Annotated in this window: 19 protein-coding genes; 6 read left to right on the top strand and 13 right to left on the bottom strand. The window is 68.1% G+C overall.

All coding sequences use genetic code 11. The features are described 5' to 3' along the window. Window positions 1-4 precede the first annotated feature (4 nt). From ACEN9K_RS18290 to ACEN9K_RS18300, 3 genes are all read right to left on the bottom strand, one after another. Window positions 5-424: an SseB family protein gene (locus ACEN9K_RS18290; protein WP_018768947.1), complete on the bottom strand. Its 420-nt coding sequence runs from the start codon at window positions 422-424 to the stop codon at window positions 5-7. A gap of 51 nt (window positions 425-475) precedes the next feature. Beyond that, window positions 476-3,202: a type I DNA topoisomerase gene (topA, locus tag ACEN9K_RS18295; protein WP_018768948.1), complete on the bottom strand. Its 2,727-nt coding sequence runs from the start codon at window positions 3,200-3,202 to the stop codon at window positions 476-478. A gap of 129 nt (window positions 3,203-3,331) precedes the next feature. After that, entirely contained in the window at window positions 3,332-4,999 is a 1,668-nt protein-coding gene (locus ACEN9K_RS18300; RefSeq protein WP_018768949.1) for a DUF7059 domain-containing protein, read from the bottom strand. A gap of 43 nt (window positions 5,000-5,042) precedes the next feature. Between ACEN9K_RS18300 and ACEN9K_RS18305 the strand changes: the two genes are divergently transcribed. Next, window positions 5,043-5,519, top strand: coding sequence for a DUF6023 family protein (locus ACEN9K_RS18305; protein WP_018768950.1), 477 nt, complete (start codon window positions 5,043-5,045; stop codon window positions 5,517-5,519). Between the two features lie 50 nt (window positions 5,520-5,569). Continuing rightward, the gene (locus ACEN9K_RS18310; protein ID WP_026265714.1) at window positions 5,570-6,133 is read left to right on the top strand and encodes a DUF6023 family protein; all 564 of its coding nucleotides are present in this window, start codon (window positions 5,570-5,572) and stop codon (window positions 6,131-6,133) included. Window positions 6,134-6,199: 66 nt separating this feature from the next. Here ACEN9K_RS18310 and trhO read toward each other — a convergent pair whose 3' ends face one another. Beyond that, window positions 6,200-7,096 carry an oxygen-dependent tRNA uridine(34) hydroxylase TrhO gene (gene trhO / locus ACEN9K_RS18315; RefSeq protein WP_026265715.1) on the bottom strand — a complete coding sequence of 299 codons (897 nt, stop codon included), beginning with the start codon at window positions 7,094-7,096 and terminating at the stop codon, window positions 6,200-6,202. 132 nt (window positions 7,097-7,228) lie between these two features. On the opposite strand from trhO, the gene ACEN9K_RS18320 reads away from it, so the two are divergent. Further along, window positions 7,229-7,921, top strand: coding sequence for a GNAT family N-acetyltransferase (locus ACEN9K_RS18320; protein WP_018768953.1), 693 nt, complete (start codon window positions 7,229-7,231; stop codon window positions 7,919-7,921). A gap of 86 nt (window positions 7,922-8,007) precedes the next feature. After that, the gene (locus ACEN9K_RS18325; RefSeq protein ID WP_018768954.1) at window positions 8,008-10,383 is read left to right on the top strand and encodes a DEAD/DEAH box helicase; all 2,376 of its coding nucleotides are present in this window, start codon (window positions 8,008-8,010) and stop codon (window positions 10,381-10,383) included. A gap of 21 nt (window positions 10,384-10,404) precedes the next feature. Here ACEN9K_RS18325 and ACEN9K_RS18330 read toward each other — a convergent pair whose 3' ends face one another. From ACEN9K_RS18330 to ssd, 7 genes are all read right to left on the bottom strand, one after another. Further along, window positions 10,405-10,827, bottom strand: a complete 423-nt coding sequence (locus tag ACEN9K_RS18330; protein WP_018768955.1) for an Rv3654c family TadE-like protein — start codon at window positions 10,825-10,827, stop codon at window positions 10,405-10,407. Further along, window positions 10,824-11,327 carry a TadE family type IV pilus minor pilin gene (locus tag ACEN9K_RS18335; protein ID WP_018768956.1) on the bottom strand — a complete coding sequence of 168 codons (504 nt, stop codon included), beginning with the start codon at window positions 11,325-11,327 and terminating at the stop codon, window positions 10,824-10,826. The genes ACEN9K_RS18330 and ACEN9K_RS18335 overlap by 4 nt, the downstream gene beginning before the upstream one ends. Then, complete coding sequence (locus ACEN9K_RS18340; RefSeq protein WP_018768957.1) at window positions 11,324-11,704, bottom strand: DUF4244 domain-containing protein; 381 nt, start codon at window positions 11,702-11,704, stop codon at window positions 11,324-11,326. Before ACEN9K_RS18340 ends, ACEN9K_RS18335 begins: the two co-directional genes overlap by 4 nt. 164 nt (window positions 11,705-11,868) lie before the next feature. Next, window positions 11,869-12,474: a type II secretion system F family protein gene (locus ACEN9K_RS18345; RefSeq protein WP_018768958.1), complete on the bottom strand. Its 606-nt coding sequence runs from the start codon at window positions 12,472-12,474 to the stop codon at window positions 11,869-11,871. Then, window positions 12,471-13,268 carry a type II secretion system F family protein gene (locus tag ACEN9K_RS18350; protein ID WP_018768959.1) on the bottom strand — a complete coding sequence of 266 codons (798 nt, stop codon included), beginning with the start codon at window positions 13,266-13,268 and terminating at the stop codon, window positions 12,471-12,473. Before ACEN9K_RS18350 ends, ACEN9K_RS18345 begins: the two co-directional genes overlap by 4 nt. Beyond that, entirely contained in the window at window positions 13,265-14,569 is a 1,305-nt protein-coding gene (locus ACEN9K_RS18355) for a TadA family conjugal transfer-associated ATPase (protein WP_018768960.1), read from the bottom strand. Before ACEN9K_RS18355 ends, ACEN9K_RS18350 begins: the two co-directional genes overlap by 4 nt. After that, window positions 14,566-15,645 (bottom strand): septum site-determining protein Ssd, encoded by a 1,080-nt coding sequence (ssd, locus tag ACEN9K_RS18360; protein ID WP_081620179.1) that lies wholly within the window; start codon window positions 15,643-15,645, stop codon window positions 14,566-14,568. Before ssd ends, ACEN9K_RS18355 begins: the two co-directional genes overlap by 4 nt. A 313-nt stretch (window positions 15,646-15,958) precedes the next feature. Between ssd and ACEN9K_RS18365 the strand changes: the two genes are divergently transcribed. Both ACEN9K_RS18365 and ACEN9K_RS18370 read left to right on the top strand, forming a co-directional pair. After that, a complete protein-coding gene (locus tag ACEN9K_RS18365; protein WP_026265717.1) occupies window positions 15,959-17,695 on the top strand; it encodes a bifunctional 3'-5' exonuclease/DNA polymerase in 1,737 nt (578 codons plus the stop codon). A gap of 165 nt (window positions 17,696-17,860) precedes the next feature. Next, window positions 17,861-18,052, top strand: a complete 192-nt coding sequence (locus ACEN9K_RS18370) for a YegP family protein (protein WP_018768963.1) — start codon at window positions 17,861-17,863, stop codon at window positions 18,050-18,052. A gap of 3 nt (window positions 18,053-18,055) precedes the next feature. On the opposite strand, the gene ACEN9K_RS18375 is transcribed toward ACEN9K_RS18370, so the two are convergent. Together ACEN9K_RS18375 and nth are read right to left on the bottom strand one after the other, a co-directional pair. Then, window positions 18,056-18,733: an NUDIX hydrolase gene (locus ACEN9K_RS18375; RefSeq protein WP_056392582.1), complete on the bottom strand. Its 678-nt coding sequence runs from the start codon at window positions 18,731-18,733 to the stop codon at window positions 18,056-18,058. After that, on the bottom strand, window positions 18,730-19,524 hold the full coding sequence (gene nth, locus ACEN9K_RS18380; protein ID WP_018768965.1) for an endonuclease III: 795 nt from the start codon (window positions 19,522-19,524) through the stop codon (window positions 18,730-18,732). Before nth ends, ACEN9K_RS18375 begins: the two co-directional genes overlap by 4 nt. Between the last annotated feature and the right edge of the window lie 27 nt (window positions 19,525-19,551).

Below are 19,551 nucleotides of genomic sequence, written 5' to 3' on the forward strand. Positions count from 1 at the left end.
GACATTATTGCTCGTCAGCGCGCTTGAAGTCGCGCCTGATGTTGGCCACGCCTTCGGGGTTGATCTCGAAACCATAGGCAGCACCGGGGTTGATCACCATGCCGAGTTCATCGCCAAGGTTGGCGATGATGGCGGCGCCCTGGGTGCCCAGCACGTTGGGTGCAGCTTCCAGGTACTGCTGGTCCACCCGGCTCGGGTGCGAGAACACGGCAAGGACGGGGTCGCCGTCGGCGTTGGCAAGGACCAGGGGCTCCACCTGGGAGTCGATGCCCTCAACCGTGTCCGAGCTGATGATGTAGACCTCGCTGTTCAGGAACGACAGGATGACGTCCACAGGGTTCGCGTCGGGTTGTCCGCCGGTGGCGAGCTTCTCTTCGAGGTCGTTGAGCGGCTGGAGGTCCGTGTGCGCTGGCTGTTCAGTCATACCACTAGCCGATCACGATCTGGTGGCCGGCGCAAACGCGCCGGCCACGGGCTACTTCTTCGCCGTTGCCTTCTTCTTGGCCGGAGCCTTGCGGGTGGCGGTCCGCTTGACCGGACCCTTGGCGCGTTTCTCGGCCAGGAGTTCCACGGCCTGTTCGCGCGTCAGTTCCTCGAGGGGCGTGGCCCGCGGAACCGTGATGTTGGTGATCCCGTCGGTGATGTAGGGGCCGAACCGGCCTTCCTTCACCACGATGTTCTTCTCGGACACCGGGTCCGGGCCGAACTCTGCCAGCGGCGGAACCGCGGCGCGGGCGCCCCGCTGCTTGGGCTGGGAGTAGATCTCCAGCGCCTGCTCCAGCGTGATGGTGAAGATTTCCTCTTCCGAGCCGATGGACCGGGAGTCGGTTCCCTTCTTCAGGTACGGGCCGAACCGGCCGTTCTGCACCGTGATGAGGTTGCCCTCGGCGTCCTCGCCCAGGACGCGGGGCAGGCTCATGAGCTGCAGCGCCTCGTCCAGCGTGACCGATTCGACGGTCATGGACTTGAACAGCGAACCGGTGCGCGGCTTGGCCTTGACCGGCTTCTTGGGCGGCTTGGGCTTGCCGTTCTTGTAGTACTCCACCGGCTGCGCCGCAATTTGTTCCTCGGTCATCTCCGGGATGATTTCGGTGACGTAGGCTCCGTAGCGGCCGTTCTTGGCAACAACGGTGTGGCCCGTGTGCGGGTCGGTGCCCAGCACGCGTTCCTCCGGCGCCGCCGTCTCCATCAGTTCGATGGCCTTGGCGGCGGTGAGCTCGTCGGGGGCCAGGTCCTCGGGCACATTGGCGCGCGCCGATTCGACGATTTCGCCGGTCTTCGGGTCCACCACTGCCGCCGAGCTTTCCAGGTAGGGGCCAAACTTGCCCACCCTGAGGGTGATGTCGTCGGTGATGGGGATCGAGTTGATTTCCCGGGCATCGATCTCGCCCAGGTTGTTCACGATGCTCAGCAGGCCGGGGTCGGAGTCCTCGCCGAAGTAGAAGTGCCGCAGCCATGACGCGCCGGCTTCCTGGCCGTTGGCGATCTTGTCCAAATCGCCTTCCATGTCGGCGGTGAACTCGTAGTCCACGTAGTCGGAGAAGTGCTGCTCCAGGAGCCGGATGACCGAGAAGGCGATCCAGCTGGGCACCAGCGCGGAGCCCTGCTTCCGGACGTAGCCGCGGTCCTGGATGGTGGAGATGGTGGAGGCGTAGGTGGACGGGCGGCCGATGCCCTTCTTTTCCAGTTCCGCGGTCAGGGATGCTTCGGTGTAGCGCGGAGGCGGGGAGGTCTCATGGCCCACGGCCTGGATGTCCGCAGCGGTGAGGGAGTCGCCCTTGGCCACGTTGGGCAGGCGGCGCGCTTCGTCGGAGTCGTCGTCGCCGCGCGTCTCGTCCTTGCCTTCCTCGTAGGCGGCGAGGAAGCCGGGGAAGGTAATCACGGTGCCGGAGGCGGAGAATTCCGCGTCCCGCCCGTCGGTGGCCACGGCACCCAGGCGGATGGTCGCCGTCGAACCCTTGGCGTCGCCCATCTGGGAGGCGACGGTGCGCTTCCAGATCAGTTCGTACAAACGGAATTCGTCGCCCGACAGCTGCTTGGCCACCTGGGCCGGGGTGCGGAACGAGTCGCCGGCGGGGCGGATGGCCTCGTGTGCCTCCTGCGCGTTCGCTGCCTTGCCGGTGTACACGCGCGGTGACTGCGGGATGTACTCGGGGCCGTACAGCTCCGAAGCCTGCCGGCGGGCAGCGGTGATGGCTTCGTCACTCAGCGCGGAGGAGTCCGTACGCATATAGGTGATGTAGCCGTTTTCATACAGCCGCTGGGCGATCTGCATGGTGCTCTTGGAGGAGAAGCGCAGCTTCCGGCCCGCCTCCTGCTGCAGCGTGGAGGTGGTGAACGGCGCCGCGGGACGCCGGGTGTACGGCTTGGTGTCAACGGAGCGGACCCGGAACTCCGCATCCTGCAGCCCTGCCGCCAGGGACGTTGCCAGTTCCTCGTTGAGGTGGGCCACGTTCCGGGAAGTGAGTTCGCCGTTGTCGTTGAAATCGCGGCCCGTGGCCACCTTGGCGCCGTCAACGGCGGCAAGCTTGGCCTTAAAGGAGCCGGAGTCGGCACCGAACTGGCCGGTCAGGTCCCAGTAGGAGGCTGCCTTGAAGGCCATGCGTTCGCGTTCACGGTCCACCACCATGCGGGTGACCACGGACTGCACGCGCCCGGCGGACAGTCCCCGCGCCACCTTGCGCCACAGCACGGGGGAGATTTCGTAGCCGTAGAGCCGGTCAAGCACGCGGCGGGTTTCCTGGGCATCCACCAGGTCCTGGTCCACGTCGCGCAGGTTGCCCATGGCGCGCTGGATGGCTTCCTTGGTGATTTCGCCGAACGTCATCCGGTACACCGGGACCTTGGGCTTCAGCACTTCCAGCAGGTGCCACGCGATGGCTTCGCCTTCGCGGTCCCCATCGGTTGCGAGATAGAGTTCGTCGGCGTCCTTGAGCGCAGCCTTGAGCTCGGTCACCTTTTTCTTCTTGTCCGGGGACACCACGTAGTACGGCTTGAAGTCGTGCTCAATGTCCACGGCGAACTTGCCCACCGATGTCTTCTTCAGCTCGGCAGGGAGTTCGGACGGCTGCGGCAGGTCGCGGATGTGACCAATGGAGGCCTCAACGATGAAGCCCTCGCCGAGGTACTTGGCGATGGTCTTGCTCTTGGCCGGAGACTCCACAATCACGAGTTTCTTGCCGGTTTTGGCCTTGCTTGGCACTGTGCTCCTACAGAAAAAGGTTGCTGGGGCAGATGAGCCCATGTTCGCCTAGTTCACCATATTTTGGGGAATCGTGCGCATTCATGTGGAAAAGACGGGGTTCCGGCGAGCGTCTTAGGGGGCCTCCCGTCAGGCTGGGCTCCCTGCCGGAATGAGGAAGCCGTCGCGGACCAGGTTGGCCACGTCGGCGAGCAGCGCACCCTGGAAGGATCCGGCGTCGAACCCTTGCTCCCCGTCCCCGCCGGCGTCCAGGGCCCCACCCAGGAGGGCCTCCAGGGCACCGGCGATCTGACCGGCGGTGAGGTCGCCGTCGCACGCGGACACGAAGCCCGCCAGCTCGGTGCTCATCAGGTTGGTGCGCCGAAGCCCGGCACCCTGCCGGAGCAGGATCACGCCCGGGTGTTCGGCGCCGGGGCGCTGGTGGCGCTCCTCGGTGACGTCGTCGGCCACCAGCAGGTGCGTGCCGGCAAGATCATGCGCGGCCAGCCAGTCGCTGCGTTCGACGGCGGCACCCAGGTGGGGTCCGATGGGCTGCTCGATGGGGTAGCTGATTTCCTCGAAACGGCTGATGGCGGCCGGGCCGCCGTGTGCGGGGCGCCGCAGCCACACCATGCCGAAACCGATCCCTGCCACGTTCCGGGAGGCGAAGTCGTCAAGGTAGGCGGCGTACGCGTCCCGGTAGTGCTGCCGGTCCCGGGATTCCGAGGCGTCCTGCAGCCAGGTTTCGGCATATTGTTCCGGGCTGACCTGCTCGCGCTGGATAAACCATGCGTCAGTTCCCGCCCGCACCCACGACTTTGGCCGCTCGTCCCAGCCAGAGCCGGCCGGGACTTCCCAGTTGCCCAGCATCTGTGCCGAACCGCCGGGGGCCAGGATCCCGGGCAGGTCCGCCACCAGGGAGGCGACGATGTCATCGCCCGGGAGGCCGCCGTCGCGGTAGGTGAACTGGTCCGCGGCATCCTCGCCGGAACTGCGCGGGGTGATGACGAACGGCGGATTGGAGACCACCAGGCCGAATTCCTCACCGGTTACAGGCCCCAGGAGGGAACCCAGGCGCAGGCTCACCCGGTCCTCAAGCCGGTCGGGATCGACGGACAGCGCCTCTGCATTGAGCAGGATGTTGAACCGGGCGTAGGCCAGGGCTCGCTCGGAGATGTCGGTGGCGGTCACGTGCTGGCAGTGGTGGAGCAGGTGGAAGGCCTGGATGCCGCAGCCGGTTCCCAGGTCCAGGGCGCGCTCGGTGTGGCGGCGGATGGTGGTCTGCACCAGGGTGGTGGAGGCCTGCCCGATGCCCAGGACGTGGTCGTGCCGCAGCACCCCGGCCTGCTGGTGGGCGGCAAGGTCGCTGGCCACCCACAGCTCGGCGCCGCCGCTGCCGTCGTCATTCCTGTCCCATCCGTACGGCCGCAGGTCGGCCTTGGCGGTGAGCAGGCCCGAGCCGGGAACGGGCTGTACCAGCCCAAGCTCGAGGAGGCCTTCCACGCCTGTGCCCGGCAGGGCGGCGTCGAGCGTTTCCCGTTCCTGGGGCTCGGCAAGGAGCCACAGACGGACGACGGCGGCAAGCGGCGCTGCTTGGTTGTCCTGCCGCACTGCCCGCTCGGCAGCGAGCAGCGCGGGGATGATCTGGTCCCGGTTCAGTGCCGCGGAGGCGGTGGGGCCAAGCAGCCGGGCGACGCCGTCGAGCGTGTAATCGAGGCGGCGGAGGTCTGCGGCTAGCGCCGCCAGCAGGCCGGGAAGGTCGCTGCGGGGAGCGTCGGGGGTGTTGCCGGCGGTGAACTCGTGAGGGGATCTAGGCACCGCTCAAGTTTAGTCCGGCCTGCCTGCGCGGTACGGTGGAGCCATGCCTTCACGTCCTGCCCTCCTTCCGCGCGCCCGCATGGCAGCCGCTGCGGTGCGCCGGCCGCTGCCGGGGACTCTGTTTGCCGCGGTCCTCGCCCTGGCCGTTGCGGGGTGTTCGCCCGGGACCTCCGTGGAGAATGCGGATGTCCCCAAGTGGCGGGCCACGGCCCTGCCCTCCTCCTCAGCGGCCGTTGTGCTCCAGGACTCGGGCAAGATCCTTAACCGCGACCGGATCGTGCAGGCGGCCGCAAGGGTGCCTGCCGGAAGCTACACGCTGACGGCAGTCTGTGACGGGACGGGGAAGGCCTTCTTCGCGGTGACGCTGGACGGCAAGCCCGTGGCGGAAGCCGGGGCCGCCTGCAACGGCCGGCGCGAGACCACGAAAATCAGCCTGCCGGCTGCCGGACGGGTAGAAATCAGCAGCTCCAGCGTGGACGCTCCGCTGCTTTACGCCTACCAGCTGGTACCGGCCCAATAACGCCCGCTCGGGCTATGGTCCGCCGCCCGCTGCGGGCATAAAGTCTGACTATGCCCAGTGTGCGGAGAATCTCCGCGCCCCTTCCCCGAGGGAGAGCACGGGCGCCGCTGGCACCGAAGCCCGCCGCCGCCGTCGCCCTTGGGCTGGTGCTTGCGGCAGGTGCGCTGGCCGGCTGCGAATATACGTACGACGACGCCCGGACCGGCACCGTGCAGGGCACCGCCAGCGCCGCCCCGGCGCCGGCCTTCACCCGTGACCCGTTGCAGCAGGACCCGGTCAGCGAGGCGGAACTGGGCGATTGGGTGTCGCGGGCGCTCCCCGACGGCACCGGTCCGGTGGTCCAGGCCGATGCCGGGCTCCTGGCCCCCGCGGAAGTGCGGACCATCTCCTCACCGGTCCTGAAGACCGGAACCTACACCCTGGCCATCGCCTGCAGGAGCCAGCGCCGGGTGACCTTCACGGTGCGCACTGAGACCCTCACGCTGGTGGACCTGGGCCTGCGGTGCGGCATCAACCGCGAAAACGTCATCTACCTGTCCACGGACAGCGTCCTGACGGTCAGGGTGGAGGCCAGGACCGCGGCCAACTATGCGTTCTGCGTGTACCGGCTCTGACGGCCGGGGTCGTCCCGGCGGGGGCCTCACCCTGGCTTGGCACCTGCGTCCGGAGCGGCACCGTCCTCAGGCGGCGGTGCAGCCTTGGGGGCAGCGCAACGTCTCGGGACTGGCGGCACACTCCGTGCAGTACAGCGTCAGCGTGCGGCAGGTGGGATTGGAACAGTTCTCGAACTTGCTGGTCGGCGCGGAGCAGCGGGCGCACTGGCCAATGGTCTTGGCGTCGTCGCTGAACTCCAGGTGCATACGCTTGTCAAAGACGTAGAGCGAGCCTTCCCACAGTCCCTGGTCCTTGAAGGCTTCGCCGTAGCGCACGATGCCCCCGTCCAGCTGGTACACCTCTTTAAAGCCGCGGTTCACCATCAGGCTGGAGAGCACCTCGCAGCGGATGCCCCCGGTGCAGTAGGTGACCACCGGCTTGTCCTTCAGGGAGTCGTACTTGCCGGAGTCCAGTTCCTTGATGAAGTCGTGGGTGGTGGCCACGTCCGGGACTACAGCGTCCTTGAACCGGCCTATCTCAGCTTCGAACGCGTTGCGGCCGTCGAAGAAGACGACGTCCTCGCCGTCCTTCTTCCTGGCATCCACCAGTTCATGGAGTTCCTCGGGTTTGAGGTGCTTCCCGCCGCCCACCACGCCGTTGGCGTCGACCTTGAGTTCTCCGGGTGCGCCGAAGGAGACGATCTCGTCCCGCACCTTGACGCTGAGCCGGGGGAAGTCCTCTGCTCCGCCGTCGGACCATTTGACGTCGATGCCGCGGAACCCGGCGTATTCGCGCGTGGTCTTGACGTACTGCTTAACGGCGCCGATTTCCCCGCCCACGGTGGCGTTGATTCCGTCCTTGGAGAGGATGATGCGGCCCGTAAGGCCCAGCTTCTCGCAGAGGGCGCGCTGCCAGAGCCGGACGGCGTCCGGATCGGTGATGGGGGTGAAGCCGTAGAAAAGCACAATTTTGTTCAAAGCCACGCATTTAAGGGTACCGGCTGCAGCGGCGGCCTGGTCCTGCTTCACAACGCCCGGAGGAGGGCCTCATTACGATTGCATAAGCGATTCCCTACCCCCTGTTGCTGGCGATCGGGCTGGAATAGTCTTCTTGCCATGAGTCCGGAAACCGCTGTTGAAGACATCACTGGCCTGCTTGAGGTGTGGGTTGCGGGCTGGGCCGGGTGTCGCGGTTACCAGACCGCCAAGGAGGGCCGCTTCCCGGCAGCACTCCGTGCTGATACCAGCGGCGAGTGGGAAGTCTTCGCCTCAGAACCTACTGATGACGAGTTCGCCACGCTGGCCGCCCGAACCGCAGAAACCCCCGCGCGGGTGCTGACCATCCTTACCAATGACCCCTCCCGCTATGCGGCAATGGCAGGCCGGCAGGGCCTGAATGTCACCTCGGATTCGCAGGCGATGATGATCGTTGACATGGAAACCCAGGACGCGGAGGACCCGTGGCTTTCCGATGACGACCTGAGACTTTCCACGTACGAAAGGGACGGCGTGTATTACGCCGAAGTCCTTTCGGGGGACGCGGTCGCGGCGGGCGGCCGGGCCTTCGTGGTGGGTGATACCGCCGTCTTTGACAAGATCATCACCCAGCCGGCATTCCAGCGCAGGGGCCTGGGGAGCCTGATCATGCGGGCGCTGGCGGCGCAGGCGTCCGGCCGCGGCATCCGGACCGGCCTCCTGCTGGCGTCCGTGGACGGGCAGAAGCTCTATTCGCACCTCGGCTGGAGCACCATTGCCCGGGTCCTGATGCTTTCGGCATCGCATGACGGATCGGATCTGTCGCTGAGCTGAGCCGGCCCGTCCGGCGGAGCCGGGCTGCGGGGTTCCCGTTGGTGACCCGTGACCTGCCGCGGTGCATCGGATGAAAGAATGGTGGGGTGAACCCCCATGACTCCCTGATTCCTCTGCTGGGCCGCGGCCCGGACCCGGAACAGCTCCGTCATGTCCGCAGGATCCCGGCGCGGGAGGCAATCCACGCGCCGTGGCCGGCCTGGGTGCACCCGGACATTCTCGGGGCGTACGGGTCGCTTGGCATCCGCGAGCCGTACCGGCACCAGGTGGACGCGGCCAATGCAGCATATGCCGGGGAGCACGTTGTGGTGGCCACCGGAACCGCGTCCGGGAAGTCGCTGGCGTACCAGTTGCCGGCGCTGGATGCGATCCACCGTTCCGAGCTGCGCGTGCTGGCGGAGCCGGGAAAGATTCACGACGACGGTGCCGTCACCCTTTACCTTTCCCCCACCAAAGCGCTGGCGGCCGACCAGCTGAACGCCATCCGGGCCCTGAGGCTGCCCACGGTACGGGCGGAAACGTACGACGGCGACACGGATCCGGCCGCCCGGCGGTGGATCCGGGACCACGCGAATTTCATCCTGGCCAACCCGGACATGCTGCATTTCGGCATCCTTCCCAACCATGCCTGGTGGGCCGGGTTCTTCCGCCGGCTGCGCTACGTCATCGTGGACGAGGCACACAGCTACCGTGGCGTCTTCGGATCGCATGTTGCTAACCTGATGCGCCGGCTCCGCCGGATCTGCGCGTACTATGGCGCGGGCACCTCGTTCCCCGAACCGGTCTTCATCGCGGCTTCCGCCACCGCCTCCGAGCCTGATGTCTCCTTCTCACGCCTCATCGGCGCCCCCGTGAAGGCGGTCTCCGAGGACTGCTCGCCCCACGGGGCCACCACCGTGGCGCTCTGGGAACCGGCGCTGACCGAGGTCCGGGGCGAGAACGGGGCCAAGGAGCGGCGGACGGCAGTGGCCGAAACTTCTGACCTGCTCGCCAACCTGGTGTCCGCCCGGATCCGGACCATTGCCTTCATCAAATCCCGCCGCGGCGCCGAGACCATCTCCGCCATCACCAAGCGGCTCCTTGACGAGGTGGACCCCAGCCTCCCGCAGCGGGTGGCCGCCTACCGCTCCGGATACCTTCCGGAAGAGCGGCGCGCGGTGGAGAAGGCGCTGCGGTCGGGCCAGCTGCTGGGCGTTTCCAGCACGTCCGCCCTGGAGCTGGGAATCGACATTTCCGGTCTCGATGCGGTCTTGGTGGCCGGCTGGCCCGGGACGCGGGCTTCCCTGTTCCAGCAGATTGGCCGCGCCGGCAGGGCGGGCCAGGATGCCATCGCCGCATTTGTGGCCAGCGATGATCCGCTGGACACCTTCCTGGTGAACCACCCGGAGGCGATTTTCGATGTCTCGGTGGAGGCCACGGTCTTCGACCCGTCCAACCCCTATGTGCTGGGACCACACCTCTGCGCCGCGGCAGCGGAACTCCCCCTGGGACCGGCGGAGCTGGACCTTTTTGGCGGAACTGCCGAAAAGCTCCTGGACCGTCTGGTGGCGCAGGGATATTTGCGGCGGCGTCCCGCCGGCTGGTTCTGGACCCACTCGCAAAGCGCCGCGGCCATGGTCAATCTCCGGGCCGACGGCGGCGGTCCGGTCAGCATCGTTGACGCCGAGACCGGCTCGCTGCTGGGGACCATGGACTCGCCCCAGACCCATTACCAGGCCCACACGGGCGCGGTATACGTCCACCAGGGCGACACCTACGTGGTGGAGGACCTGAACGAAGACGACCACTCTGTCATGGTTCGCCGGGCAAACCCCGACTACTACACCACAGCACGGGACGTGACCCAGATCGAGGTCCTGGACACGGTGCGGACCATGCAATGGGGCGATGTAACCGTCCACTTCGGCGATGTGAAGGTCACCACGCAGGTTGTCTCCTTCCAGCGCAAGGCCTTGATTTCCAACGAAGTCCTGGGTGAGGAGCCCCTTGAGCTGGGTGCCCGGGAGCTCTTCACCAAGGCCGTATGGTTCGTGGTGGACAACCGTTCCTTGACGCGGGCCGGCCTCATCGAAGCCCAGTTCCCCGGTGCCCTCCACGCCGCCGAGCACGCCGCGATCGGGCTCCTTCCCCTCGTCGCCTCCAGCGACCGCTGGGACATCGGCGGGGTCTCCACGGCACTGCATGCGGACACCGGGGTGCCCACCATCTTCGTGTATGACGGGCACCCCGGCGGGGCGGGGTTTGCCGAACGGGGCTTCGACAAGGCCATGGTGTGGCTGGCGGCAACCCGGGACGCCATCAAGGCCTGCGAGTGCGAGTCCGGCTGCCCGTCCTGCGTGCAGTCCCCCAAGTGCGGCAACAAGAACAATCCGCTGGACAAGGCCGCCGCGGTGACCCTGCTGGATGTCCTGCTCAAGGATGCCTCCGAGACGTCCCGTGTGGATGTGGAGGCGAGGAGCTGACGCCCGATGCCGGCGTCATCGCTATGGCGGCGGCCCTGCCCGGGCATGTCCGGTTGCGGCTCCCAGCAGCGGGCGCTCGCCGAGCCGGGTCCGCACCTCAATGGTCTGGCCCGCGCCCTCGGTACAGCTAAGGACCGTGGCGGCGTGCCGCGCGGCGACCTCGGCGGCAACACTGCAGGGCTCGCCCGTGGTGATGCCGCGGAGCGCATCCGCTGCGGCAAGGGCCGCCAGGTCCGCAGCCGCTGCCGCCCTGCTGGCCAGCACGGCGGACTGGGCCAGCAGCAGCATGACGGCCATGGCCGTCATGACCACAAGGGCCAGCCCTGCGGCCAGGACTGTGCCCGAACCGCGTTCGCGGCCGTCATGCCTTCCCGCCCCGCGCCTGCCCTTGGTGGTGTGGCGCCTGGCGGCGGCAGTGTGGGGCCGTCCGGCATCGGCCATCATTTGGCGGCCTGGCCATGCGTGGAGCCCCTGAGGGCACCGGCGCCGATGCCGGCTCCCGTCCCGGCTGTTTCGCTCCGCATTGACGCACGCGCGGTGAGGGTCCACGGGATGGATGCTCCCAATGGCCCAGGCACGCGGTCCGTGACCGTGATGTTGAACCACTCGCCGTCTGCAGCAACTGACGCAGCCGCCGTACCGCCGGCGAGCGTCCGGACCGTCCGTTCCACTGCCACGGTGTCATCGCCCCGGGCCAGCGCCCTGGCACCGGCCCTGGCTCCCTCCTCGATGCGCAGTTGCGTCATCCCCGCGGCGGCTGCTGCAAGCAGCATGGCCAGCAATGCCAGTACGGCAGGCAGTGCCACGGCGAACTCTGCGGTAACCGCGCCGCGGGCGTTTGCACCGGCGTCCGCCGTCTTCCGGTCATCGTTGCCGCCGGCGCTGCTGCCGACGACGGCCGTGAGGGGTCCATGAATTCGCAGCCCCGCCGGCAGAGGTGTCACGGCAGCGCCAGCGCGGTGCGGATGAGGTTGAGCAGGAAACCACGTACCTCGTCGCTGCGGAGGATGAACACAAGCAGCCCGGCGAACCCGACGGCGGCCAGGGTAGCAATGGCATATTCCGCGGTGGCCATGCCGGCCTGGGAACCCAGCAGCCCCGTGGGGCGCCATGTCTTGGGCCGGAGACTTCCCGAACCAGGGTGGAGTTCGACGATCCTGCCTGCCTCCGGGAGGGAAGTCTTTGGGCCCAAGGCAGGGGCGGAAGCGGATGGGATGCTGCTGGTGCTGCGCGGGGCGCCGTCCTTTTTCGTGGGCTTCTGGCCGGACGCGGCGAACGCGGAGGTTCCTGCCGTGTAGTGACGGCGGTGGTGGATGGACATGTGGTTTTCCTTTCCATTGGTTTCCGGTGGTTTCCCGGCTGTCTTGACTCTTCCCCGCCCAGCGGGAGCAGGTAAGGGAGGGGATGCGCTAAGTGGAAAAGGTGGGCCGTCCCGGTGTTGTGGAGGAAGGGATCGGCCTTCGCGGTGGCCACGGCAGCGGCAGGTTATCCGGTGGGAACCAGGGCAAGCAGCACGGGGACGACGCCAAGGCAGATAAAGGCAGGGAGTGAACACAGGCCCAGCGGAACTACCAGCTTCACGCCAAGCGAAGCGGCCCGCTTTTCCGCGGCCCGGAACCGTTCCCGGCGAAGCCTTGCTGCCTGGGCGTAGAGGATTGCAGACGATGGCGCCCCCGTGAGCGCGGCGAAGCCCAGCGCATCCCGGAGCTCCAGGATTTCGGGGAGCCGGACGGCGGAGCTGCGCCACGCTGTTTCCCAGTCGGCCCCGATGGCCAGCGCCGAGACCACCGGCCGCAGTGAGTCCCTGTACTGCGGCGCGGCCGAGGCAGCCACCAGTTCGAGCGATCGCCCGATGCCGGCTCCGGCATCCAGCATCGCCGCCACGAGTTCGAGCATCATGGCAGTGTCCTTCAAGCCTTCGCCGCGGCTCCCTGCGGGCCACTCGGCTTCGGCCACCTGCTGCGCCCCCGGGACGGCATGAAACAGGTGGCGGAGCCGGTGACACGACCGGTTAAAGCCGGAACAGGCAAGCCAGGCACTTGCGGCGAGCAGCAGGAACAGTGCAAAGCCTGCAGCCAAACCCGGGGTCATGGCACTCCTGTCCCTGCGGCCGCCGCAACAAGCCTGGCGGACCACGCCCTTCCTGCTGCCGTGAGCACCGCGCCACTGAACAATGCGGCCAGTCCCAGGGGTGTTCCCAGCAGGGTGGCCAATGGATCCACGCCCAGGGCAGCACCCAGTCCAAGACCCATCAATGGAAGCCAGGTCAAGAGACGGACCGTGGCTTTGGGGCCGGCGAGGGCGGTCTGCCTGGCTGCATCCGCATCATCCTCCGCTTCCAGCTGGGCCACGAACCGGGTCAGCACGTCGGCGAGCGGACATCCACTGGCTTCGGCTATGTCAAAGCAGGCAGCAAGCTCAGACCAGGTCCTGGCCTCCCGGTCCCTGTGAGGCAACGCCGTGGAAACCGCACGCCGGATGGCCTCCGAGACAGGGGCTCCGGTTGCCGCGGCCGCGCGTGCGGAAGCCAGGACGGCAGTTGAACCCTCTGACAGCGCTGGGGATGGGAGCGCCGCGTGGTCATGCCATTGCCCGTCCTGCGGCGTGCCGTACACGGACCACAGCTCGTCCCACAGCCGCCCGGGTGTCCGGCCGCCCCTGAGCAGCGCCGCCAGCTGCTGCACCACCAGGGTCAGTCCAGGGCCCCGCATTTTCGCCGAGCCCCGTCCGCCTGCGCTGCCCCAGCGCAGTATCCGGCTCTGCCGGGATCCCGGTGCCTTCTGGCTGCTGCCGCCTGCTGCACGCAACCTGGACGCAGCATCCAGGGGCGGCTTCAGGAGCAGCACCACAGCGGCGCCCAGAACTCCGATGAGGAGGATCGTCACAGGGTGACCCCGGAGTCCATTCCCAAACGGGCAGCCAGCGCCGGCCATGCGGGACCCGCCACCCCCGATTCTTCAACCGCCGGCACCACCGTCAGCCCCTCCGGGCCGTCGCCGATAAGTCCGATGCAAAGGACTTCCCTCCCCCGGGACGTCCTGCCCACGTGGATCACAGCGTCAAGGGCGCTGGCAGCCTGGAGCCGAACAGCCTCGGGTCCCAGCCCGGCGAGCGCGCCCAGGGCGTTGAGCCTGGCGGGGACTGCTGCTGCCGTGTTGGCGTGGATGGTTCCTCCACCGCCGCTGTGCCCGGTGTTCATCGCGGTAAGGAGCTCGCGGACTTCCGCGCCCCGGCACTCGCCCACCACCAACCTGTCCGGACGCATGCGAAGTGCCTGCCTGACGAGTTCCCCCAGGTCCACTGTCCCGCCGCCTTCGAGGTTTCCGTGCCGTGATTCCAACGCGACTACGTGCGGGTGGACAGGATTCAGTTCGGACGCATCCTCGATCAGGACCAGCCGCTCCTCCGCCGCACACAATCCCAGGAGCGTAGACAGCAGCGTGGTCTTCCCGGAACCCGTGGCACCGCTGATCAGGAAGCTCAGCCTCCTGTCCACGACCTTCTCAAGCACCGCCTGCACTCCCGGGCCGAACATGCCCCCGGTGCGCAGCTCCTCCATGCTGAAGACCTTCTCCCTGCGGATCCGGACGCTCAGCAGCGTCCCGGACGTGGAAACCGGCGGCAACACGGCATGGACACGGTAGCCGCCGGCGAGCCTGACATCGACACAGGGCGAGCCGTCATCGAGGCGGCGCCCGCCTGCAGCGACGAGCCTGCAGGCCAGCGCCCGCAGCTGTGCCTCGCCGTCGAACAGGACGGGGACCCGCTCGATGCCGCGGCCCCGGTCCACCCAGACGGAGTGGGGAGCGTTGACGAAGATGTCGGTGACGGCGGGATCCCGGGTGAGCTCCTGCAGCGGCCCCAGCCCGTTGAGTTCGGCACTGATCCGCTCTACGGCGGCAAGGGATCCTGCGGTGCCCAACAGCTTGCCGGTGGCCTGGACTGCCGCGGCAACCCGTGACGGCGTCACGGCACCGGCCTCTGCCATCATCGATTCGCGGACGGATTCCAGCAGCCCTGAATCGATGGTCCTGCCGCTGCCGGCGGTTCCCCTGCTGCGCGTCAGGCGGCCTGCCTGGTTTGCTTCCAGGATGCGGACGCTGCGCCGTGAGCCCAGGCCTCCCGCCCCCGCTGCGCTGCCCGCTTTCCCGGCCGGAGCCGACGGATTACCCGGCGCCGGGCTCATGCCAACTCTCCAGCCGGCAGGTCATCGCCAAGCCAATCGAGCACAGATGCAGCGAAGCGCCGGATGTTCCGGCGCTTCCCCAGGTCCAGCAGCCGGCCGGATTCCATGGCTCCGCCGACGCCGCGGACTTCTGGTATCCGGCCCTGGACCGGCAGTCCCACGGCGTCAGCGATCAGCGAACTGTCCAGCGCGGAGCCCGGCCGGCCCCGCACCAGCAGGGCCGCCTCCACCGGCGGAAGCTCCTGCATCAGGCGTACGGCCGCCACTGCTGCCTTCAGTTGTGCGGGTACCACCATCATGATCCGGTCGCAGTCCCAGGCCACCGTATGGAGCGGCTCTGCCCCCCTTCCCACATCGAGCAGGACCAGTTCATAGCCACGGCGCGCAGCATCAAGCACACCTGCTGCGGCTGCGGCGGCGACGGGAAGGGGTTGCTCCCGTGTGGCAGGCCAGGACAGGAAGGAAAAGCCTCCCGCAACGGGTAGGGAATCCGAGAGCTGCAGGGGGTCGATGCTTCCCCTGGCCTCGGCGAGGTCCGGCCATCGGAGCCCGGGGGTTTCCTCTGCTGCGAGCGCCAGCTCCAGGCCGCCACCCCATGGGTCGCCGTCAACCAGCAGGACCCGTACCCCCAGCCCTGCTGCCGCCTGCGCTATCCAGATGGCGGCGGTGGTGGCTCCTGCACCGCCGCAACCCCCCGTGATGCCAAGGACCATTCCGCCCGGGCCCGGCGACCGCGACCGGCTCAGATGGTCTGCCAGCCAGGCGGCGGCATCCGGCAGTACGGCAACACGCTCTGCCCCGAGGGCCGCCGCCAGGTGCCAGAGGCTGTCGCCCTCGCCGTCGAGGCCCACCATGACCGCAGGCGTGCTGCGCCGGGGCGGCAGTTCACGCACGTCACTGCCCACCAGGACGGCAGCTGCCGCCTCCCAGTAGCGGCCTGCCTCCACTGCGTCCGGGACAACGTGCAGGTGCGCGCCGGCGGCTGCCACAATACGCTCCACTTCGGCACGGAGGACGCCGGAGGAGGTCACCAGCAGAACCTCTCCTGCACCATCCGGCCGAATCCCGGCGGGCATTGAACCCCCAGGCATTGAACCCCTGAGCCCTGAACCGACAGGCCTTGAATGCTCCGGCAGCCAGGCGGCCTCGGACGCTTCCCCGCTGTCCGCAACAGGACCCCCGCGGGATGGTGGCGCCGTGTTCGTTGGCCGCCACGAGGAGCCGGAGGCCTGTCCCGGACCGGATGTGGATGCGTTCAGCTGGTGCCTGCTCATGGAGCCACTCTGCCGCGGCGGTGCGGCCTGGTTAAGGGAGCAAGTCCCGTATGTGGACAACCTGCAGCGCGGACACCTCAACGAGGCACAGCCTCCAACAAGGCACAATGGGAACATGTACCTGCTGCTCGCCGCCCACCCCCGCGGCGCGGCGCTCCAGGAACTGACGCAGGCGGGCCTCGCCCAGCCGGCCAATCCCGAACCCCGCGTTGTGGCACTCACCGACCTTGCCGCCGTCGTCCGCGAACTGGAGGCACGGCGCCCCGGTGGCCAACCGCCCCGCTGGATATGGCACCGGACCCAGGACTGGTACCCGGCGCTGCTCGCATCCGAGGTGGAGGTGGAGCGCTGCTACGACCTCACCCTGTGCGGCAACATCCTGGCCTTCTCGCAGTTCAGCGCGCACACCGACTACGCCCGGAACACGGACAGGGTACCGGTGGAGGATCCCGCTCTTCCGCCAAAGGCGCTGCAGCCGCCGCGTCCCCCTGCAGACCAGGGCGCGCTGTTCGATGATCCCGCAACCGGGCTGCCGCCGGGGGCGCCGCTCGAGGAACTCCGTTCCGAATACGCAGCCCAACAGAGTGCGCTGGCAGGCGTGGGCACGGAGGAAAACCGCCGGAACCGCCTCCAGCTGCTGCTCGCGGCGGAGTCGGCGGCAGCTATTGTGGCCGCCGAGATGCAGCACGCCGGGGTCCCCTGGCGGGAAGACCTGCACGAACAGATCCTGGCCGGCCATCTGGGACCCCGCCCGCCCGCCGGGCAGCGTCCCGTGAAACTGGAGGCGCTGGCGGCGGAGCTGCGCGTCATGCTCAACTCACCCGGGCTCAACCCGGACTCCCCGCAGGACCTGATGCGCGCCCTGCACCGCAACGGGATCGAGGTCAAAAGCACCCGCAAGTGGGAGCTGAGGGAGTCCAGCCACCCCGCCATCGAGCCGTTGCTGGAGTACAAGAGGCTTTCCCGCCTTCACACCGCCAACGGCTGGTCCTGGTTGGACGCGTGGGTGGACGGCGGCCGGTTCCGCCCGGAATACGTGGTGGGAGGCGTGGTGTCGGGCCGCTGGGCATCCCGCGGCGGCGGGGCGCTGCAGATTCCGCGCCAGGTCCGCGGCGCGGTGCACGCCGACCCTGGCCACAAGCTCATCGTTGCGGACGCCTCGCAGCTGGAGCCGCGCGTCCTGGCGGCCCTGGCGCAGGACTCGGCCATGGCTGAGGCGGCGCGGGACCAGGACCTGTACGCCGGGATCGCCGCCAAGGGATTTGGCGGCGACCGGGCCAAGGCGAAGATGGCCCTGCTGGGCGCCATGTACGGCGCCACCTCCGGCGAGGCCGGCCGCCTCATGCCGCAATTGGCCCGCATCTACCCGCGTGCCGTGGACTTTGTGGAGCGGGCGGCGCGGGCGGGCGAAGCGGGCGGGACGGTCACCACCAGGCTGGGCCGCAGCAGCCCTCCGCCGTCCGGGCAGTGGTTCCTCAGCCAGCGCTCGGCCACGGCGGAGGAGCAGCGGAGGGCAGAGTCGATCGCGCGGTCCCGCGGGCGCTTTACCCGGAACTTCGTGGTCCAGGGCTCGGCAGCGGACTGGGCGGCCTGCTGGCTGGCAGAATTGCGACGGCGGCTGCGCGCCTTGCGGCCGGCAGGAACCGGCGGCAGCGGCGGACCTGTGGGGGCCCAACTCGCCTTCTTCCTGCATGACGAAGTCATGGTGCACGCGCCCTCGGACCGCGTCGATGCCTGCATCGCGGCAATCGAGGAATCGGCCAAGGCCGCCAAGGAATTGCTGTTCGGTCCCATCCCGGTGGAGTTCCCCGTCAGCATGGCCGTGGTGGACTCCTACGACCTCGCCAAATAGGGCGGAGCGCCTCCCGTGCTGCCTCTCTTACTGTCGTCGAGACGATAAGTAATCTACCCGGCGGTAGCTATGCGCGCCCGGTGACGGACGTTACAGTCGAAGCGGGGCTGATGCAGACCGGTCCACACGCTGATGCAACGACGCATACCAGGGAGGTCCCCGTCCATGGCGGGAAGATTTGAAATTCACCGTGCAGGCGATGAGTCGTACCGGCTGCGGCTGACCGACGCCGAAGGCAATATCGTTGCGGTGTCACCAACCTTCAGGTCCCTCAGCTTGCTCCGCGACGGGATCAACGCCATGCGCGAGAATGCCGCCACCGGAATCGTGGTGGATTTGCGCCACCAGCAGGCCTGAAAACTAGACCCCGATCGGGTGCAGCCTGGTGCGGTCCCATGGAACGGACCAGCCGAGCTGGTCGAAGAGGCCGCTCAGCACAATGCCGGTGAAGCCCCACACCACCACGCCGTTGACAGTGAAGGCAGGGCTGTCGAACGTGCGGCCTGCGCGGTGGACCGTGGCCATCACCCTGTTGTCCGGGTCCAGGAGGTCCCTGACCGGGACGCGGAATACCTGGGCAGATTCGGCGTAGTCCACCACCCGGACCGGCGACGGCGAGTGCCACCATCCGAGCACCGGCGTCACCAGGAAGTTGCTGTGCGCCAGGCCCAGTTCCTGGAGCGTGCCGAGGACTTCCACCCCGCCGGTGTCCAGTCCGGTTTCCTCCTCGGCTTCCCGAAGCGCAGCCGCCACCGGCGTTTCGCCCCGGTCGATGCTGCCGCCGGGAAACGCCACCTGCCCTGGATGGGAACCCAGGGTGTGGGCGCGCTCCAGGAGCAGGACGTCCAGATCCGCCGGCGCCAGTGGCTTGCCGGACGCGGCCGGGACGTCGTCGAGCACCCCGAAAAGCATCAGGACCGCGGCCCTGCGGGCGCGGGAGGCATCTACTGTCAGTGCAGCCCAGCGTGGATCAGGGGGCCCGGCCGTCCCGGCTTCCGCCCGCTGGACCAGCGCGGCCAGGTCTTCCCTTGCGCTCACGTGGCCCTCGCCTGGGAGGCCATCCGGATCTCCGCAGCCCGCTGCTGTTCAGACAGGTACTGCTCCAGCAACGCCTCGCTGCCGGGCGCAAGTTCATACTTGAGGAGCTTGGCTGCTTTGACGGGGTCGGTCTCCCCCAGGCCATAGCTCGGGCACCAATTAGCCACGGGACAGGCACCACAGGCGGGCTTCCGGGCGTGGCAGACGCGGCGGCCGTGGAAGATCACACGGTGGGACAGCATGGTCCAGTCCCTGCGGTCAAACAACTCCGCCACGTCCTGTTCGATCTGCACAGGGTCCTCGGACTGGGTCCACCCAAACCGCTTGGCCAGCCGGGCGAAATGGGTATCGACGGAGATGCCCGGGATGCCGAAGGCGTTGGCCAGCACCACGTTGGCGGTTTTGCGGCCCACCCCGGGCAAGGTGACCAGGTCTTCCATCCGCCCCGGGACCTCGCCGTCAAAGTCATCCACCAGGCGGGTGCACAGCGCCAGGACGTTCCTCGCTTTGGCGCGGAAGAACCCCGTGGGCTTGAGGATGGTTTCAAGCTCCGTGGGGTCCGCCTCGGCCAGGGACCGGGCATTGGGCCAGCGTGCGAACAGCACTTTGGTGACCTGGTTGACCGTGACGTCGGTGGTCTGGGCGGACAGCACGGTGGCCACCAGCAGTTCGAAGGGGTTGCGGAAGTCCAGTTCCGCGTGGGCGTAGGGATATTTTTCGGCCAGGGCCCGGTGGATGCGCCGTGCCCGCCGTTTCAGCGCCAGGACGGATTCGGATGAAACCACGGGCATCCCCGCGGCCTGCCCGTTCTTGCTGCG

Source organism: Pseudarthrobacter sp. Pseusp20, assembly GCF_059492155.1.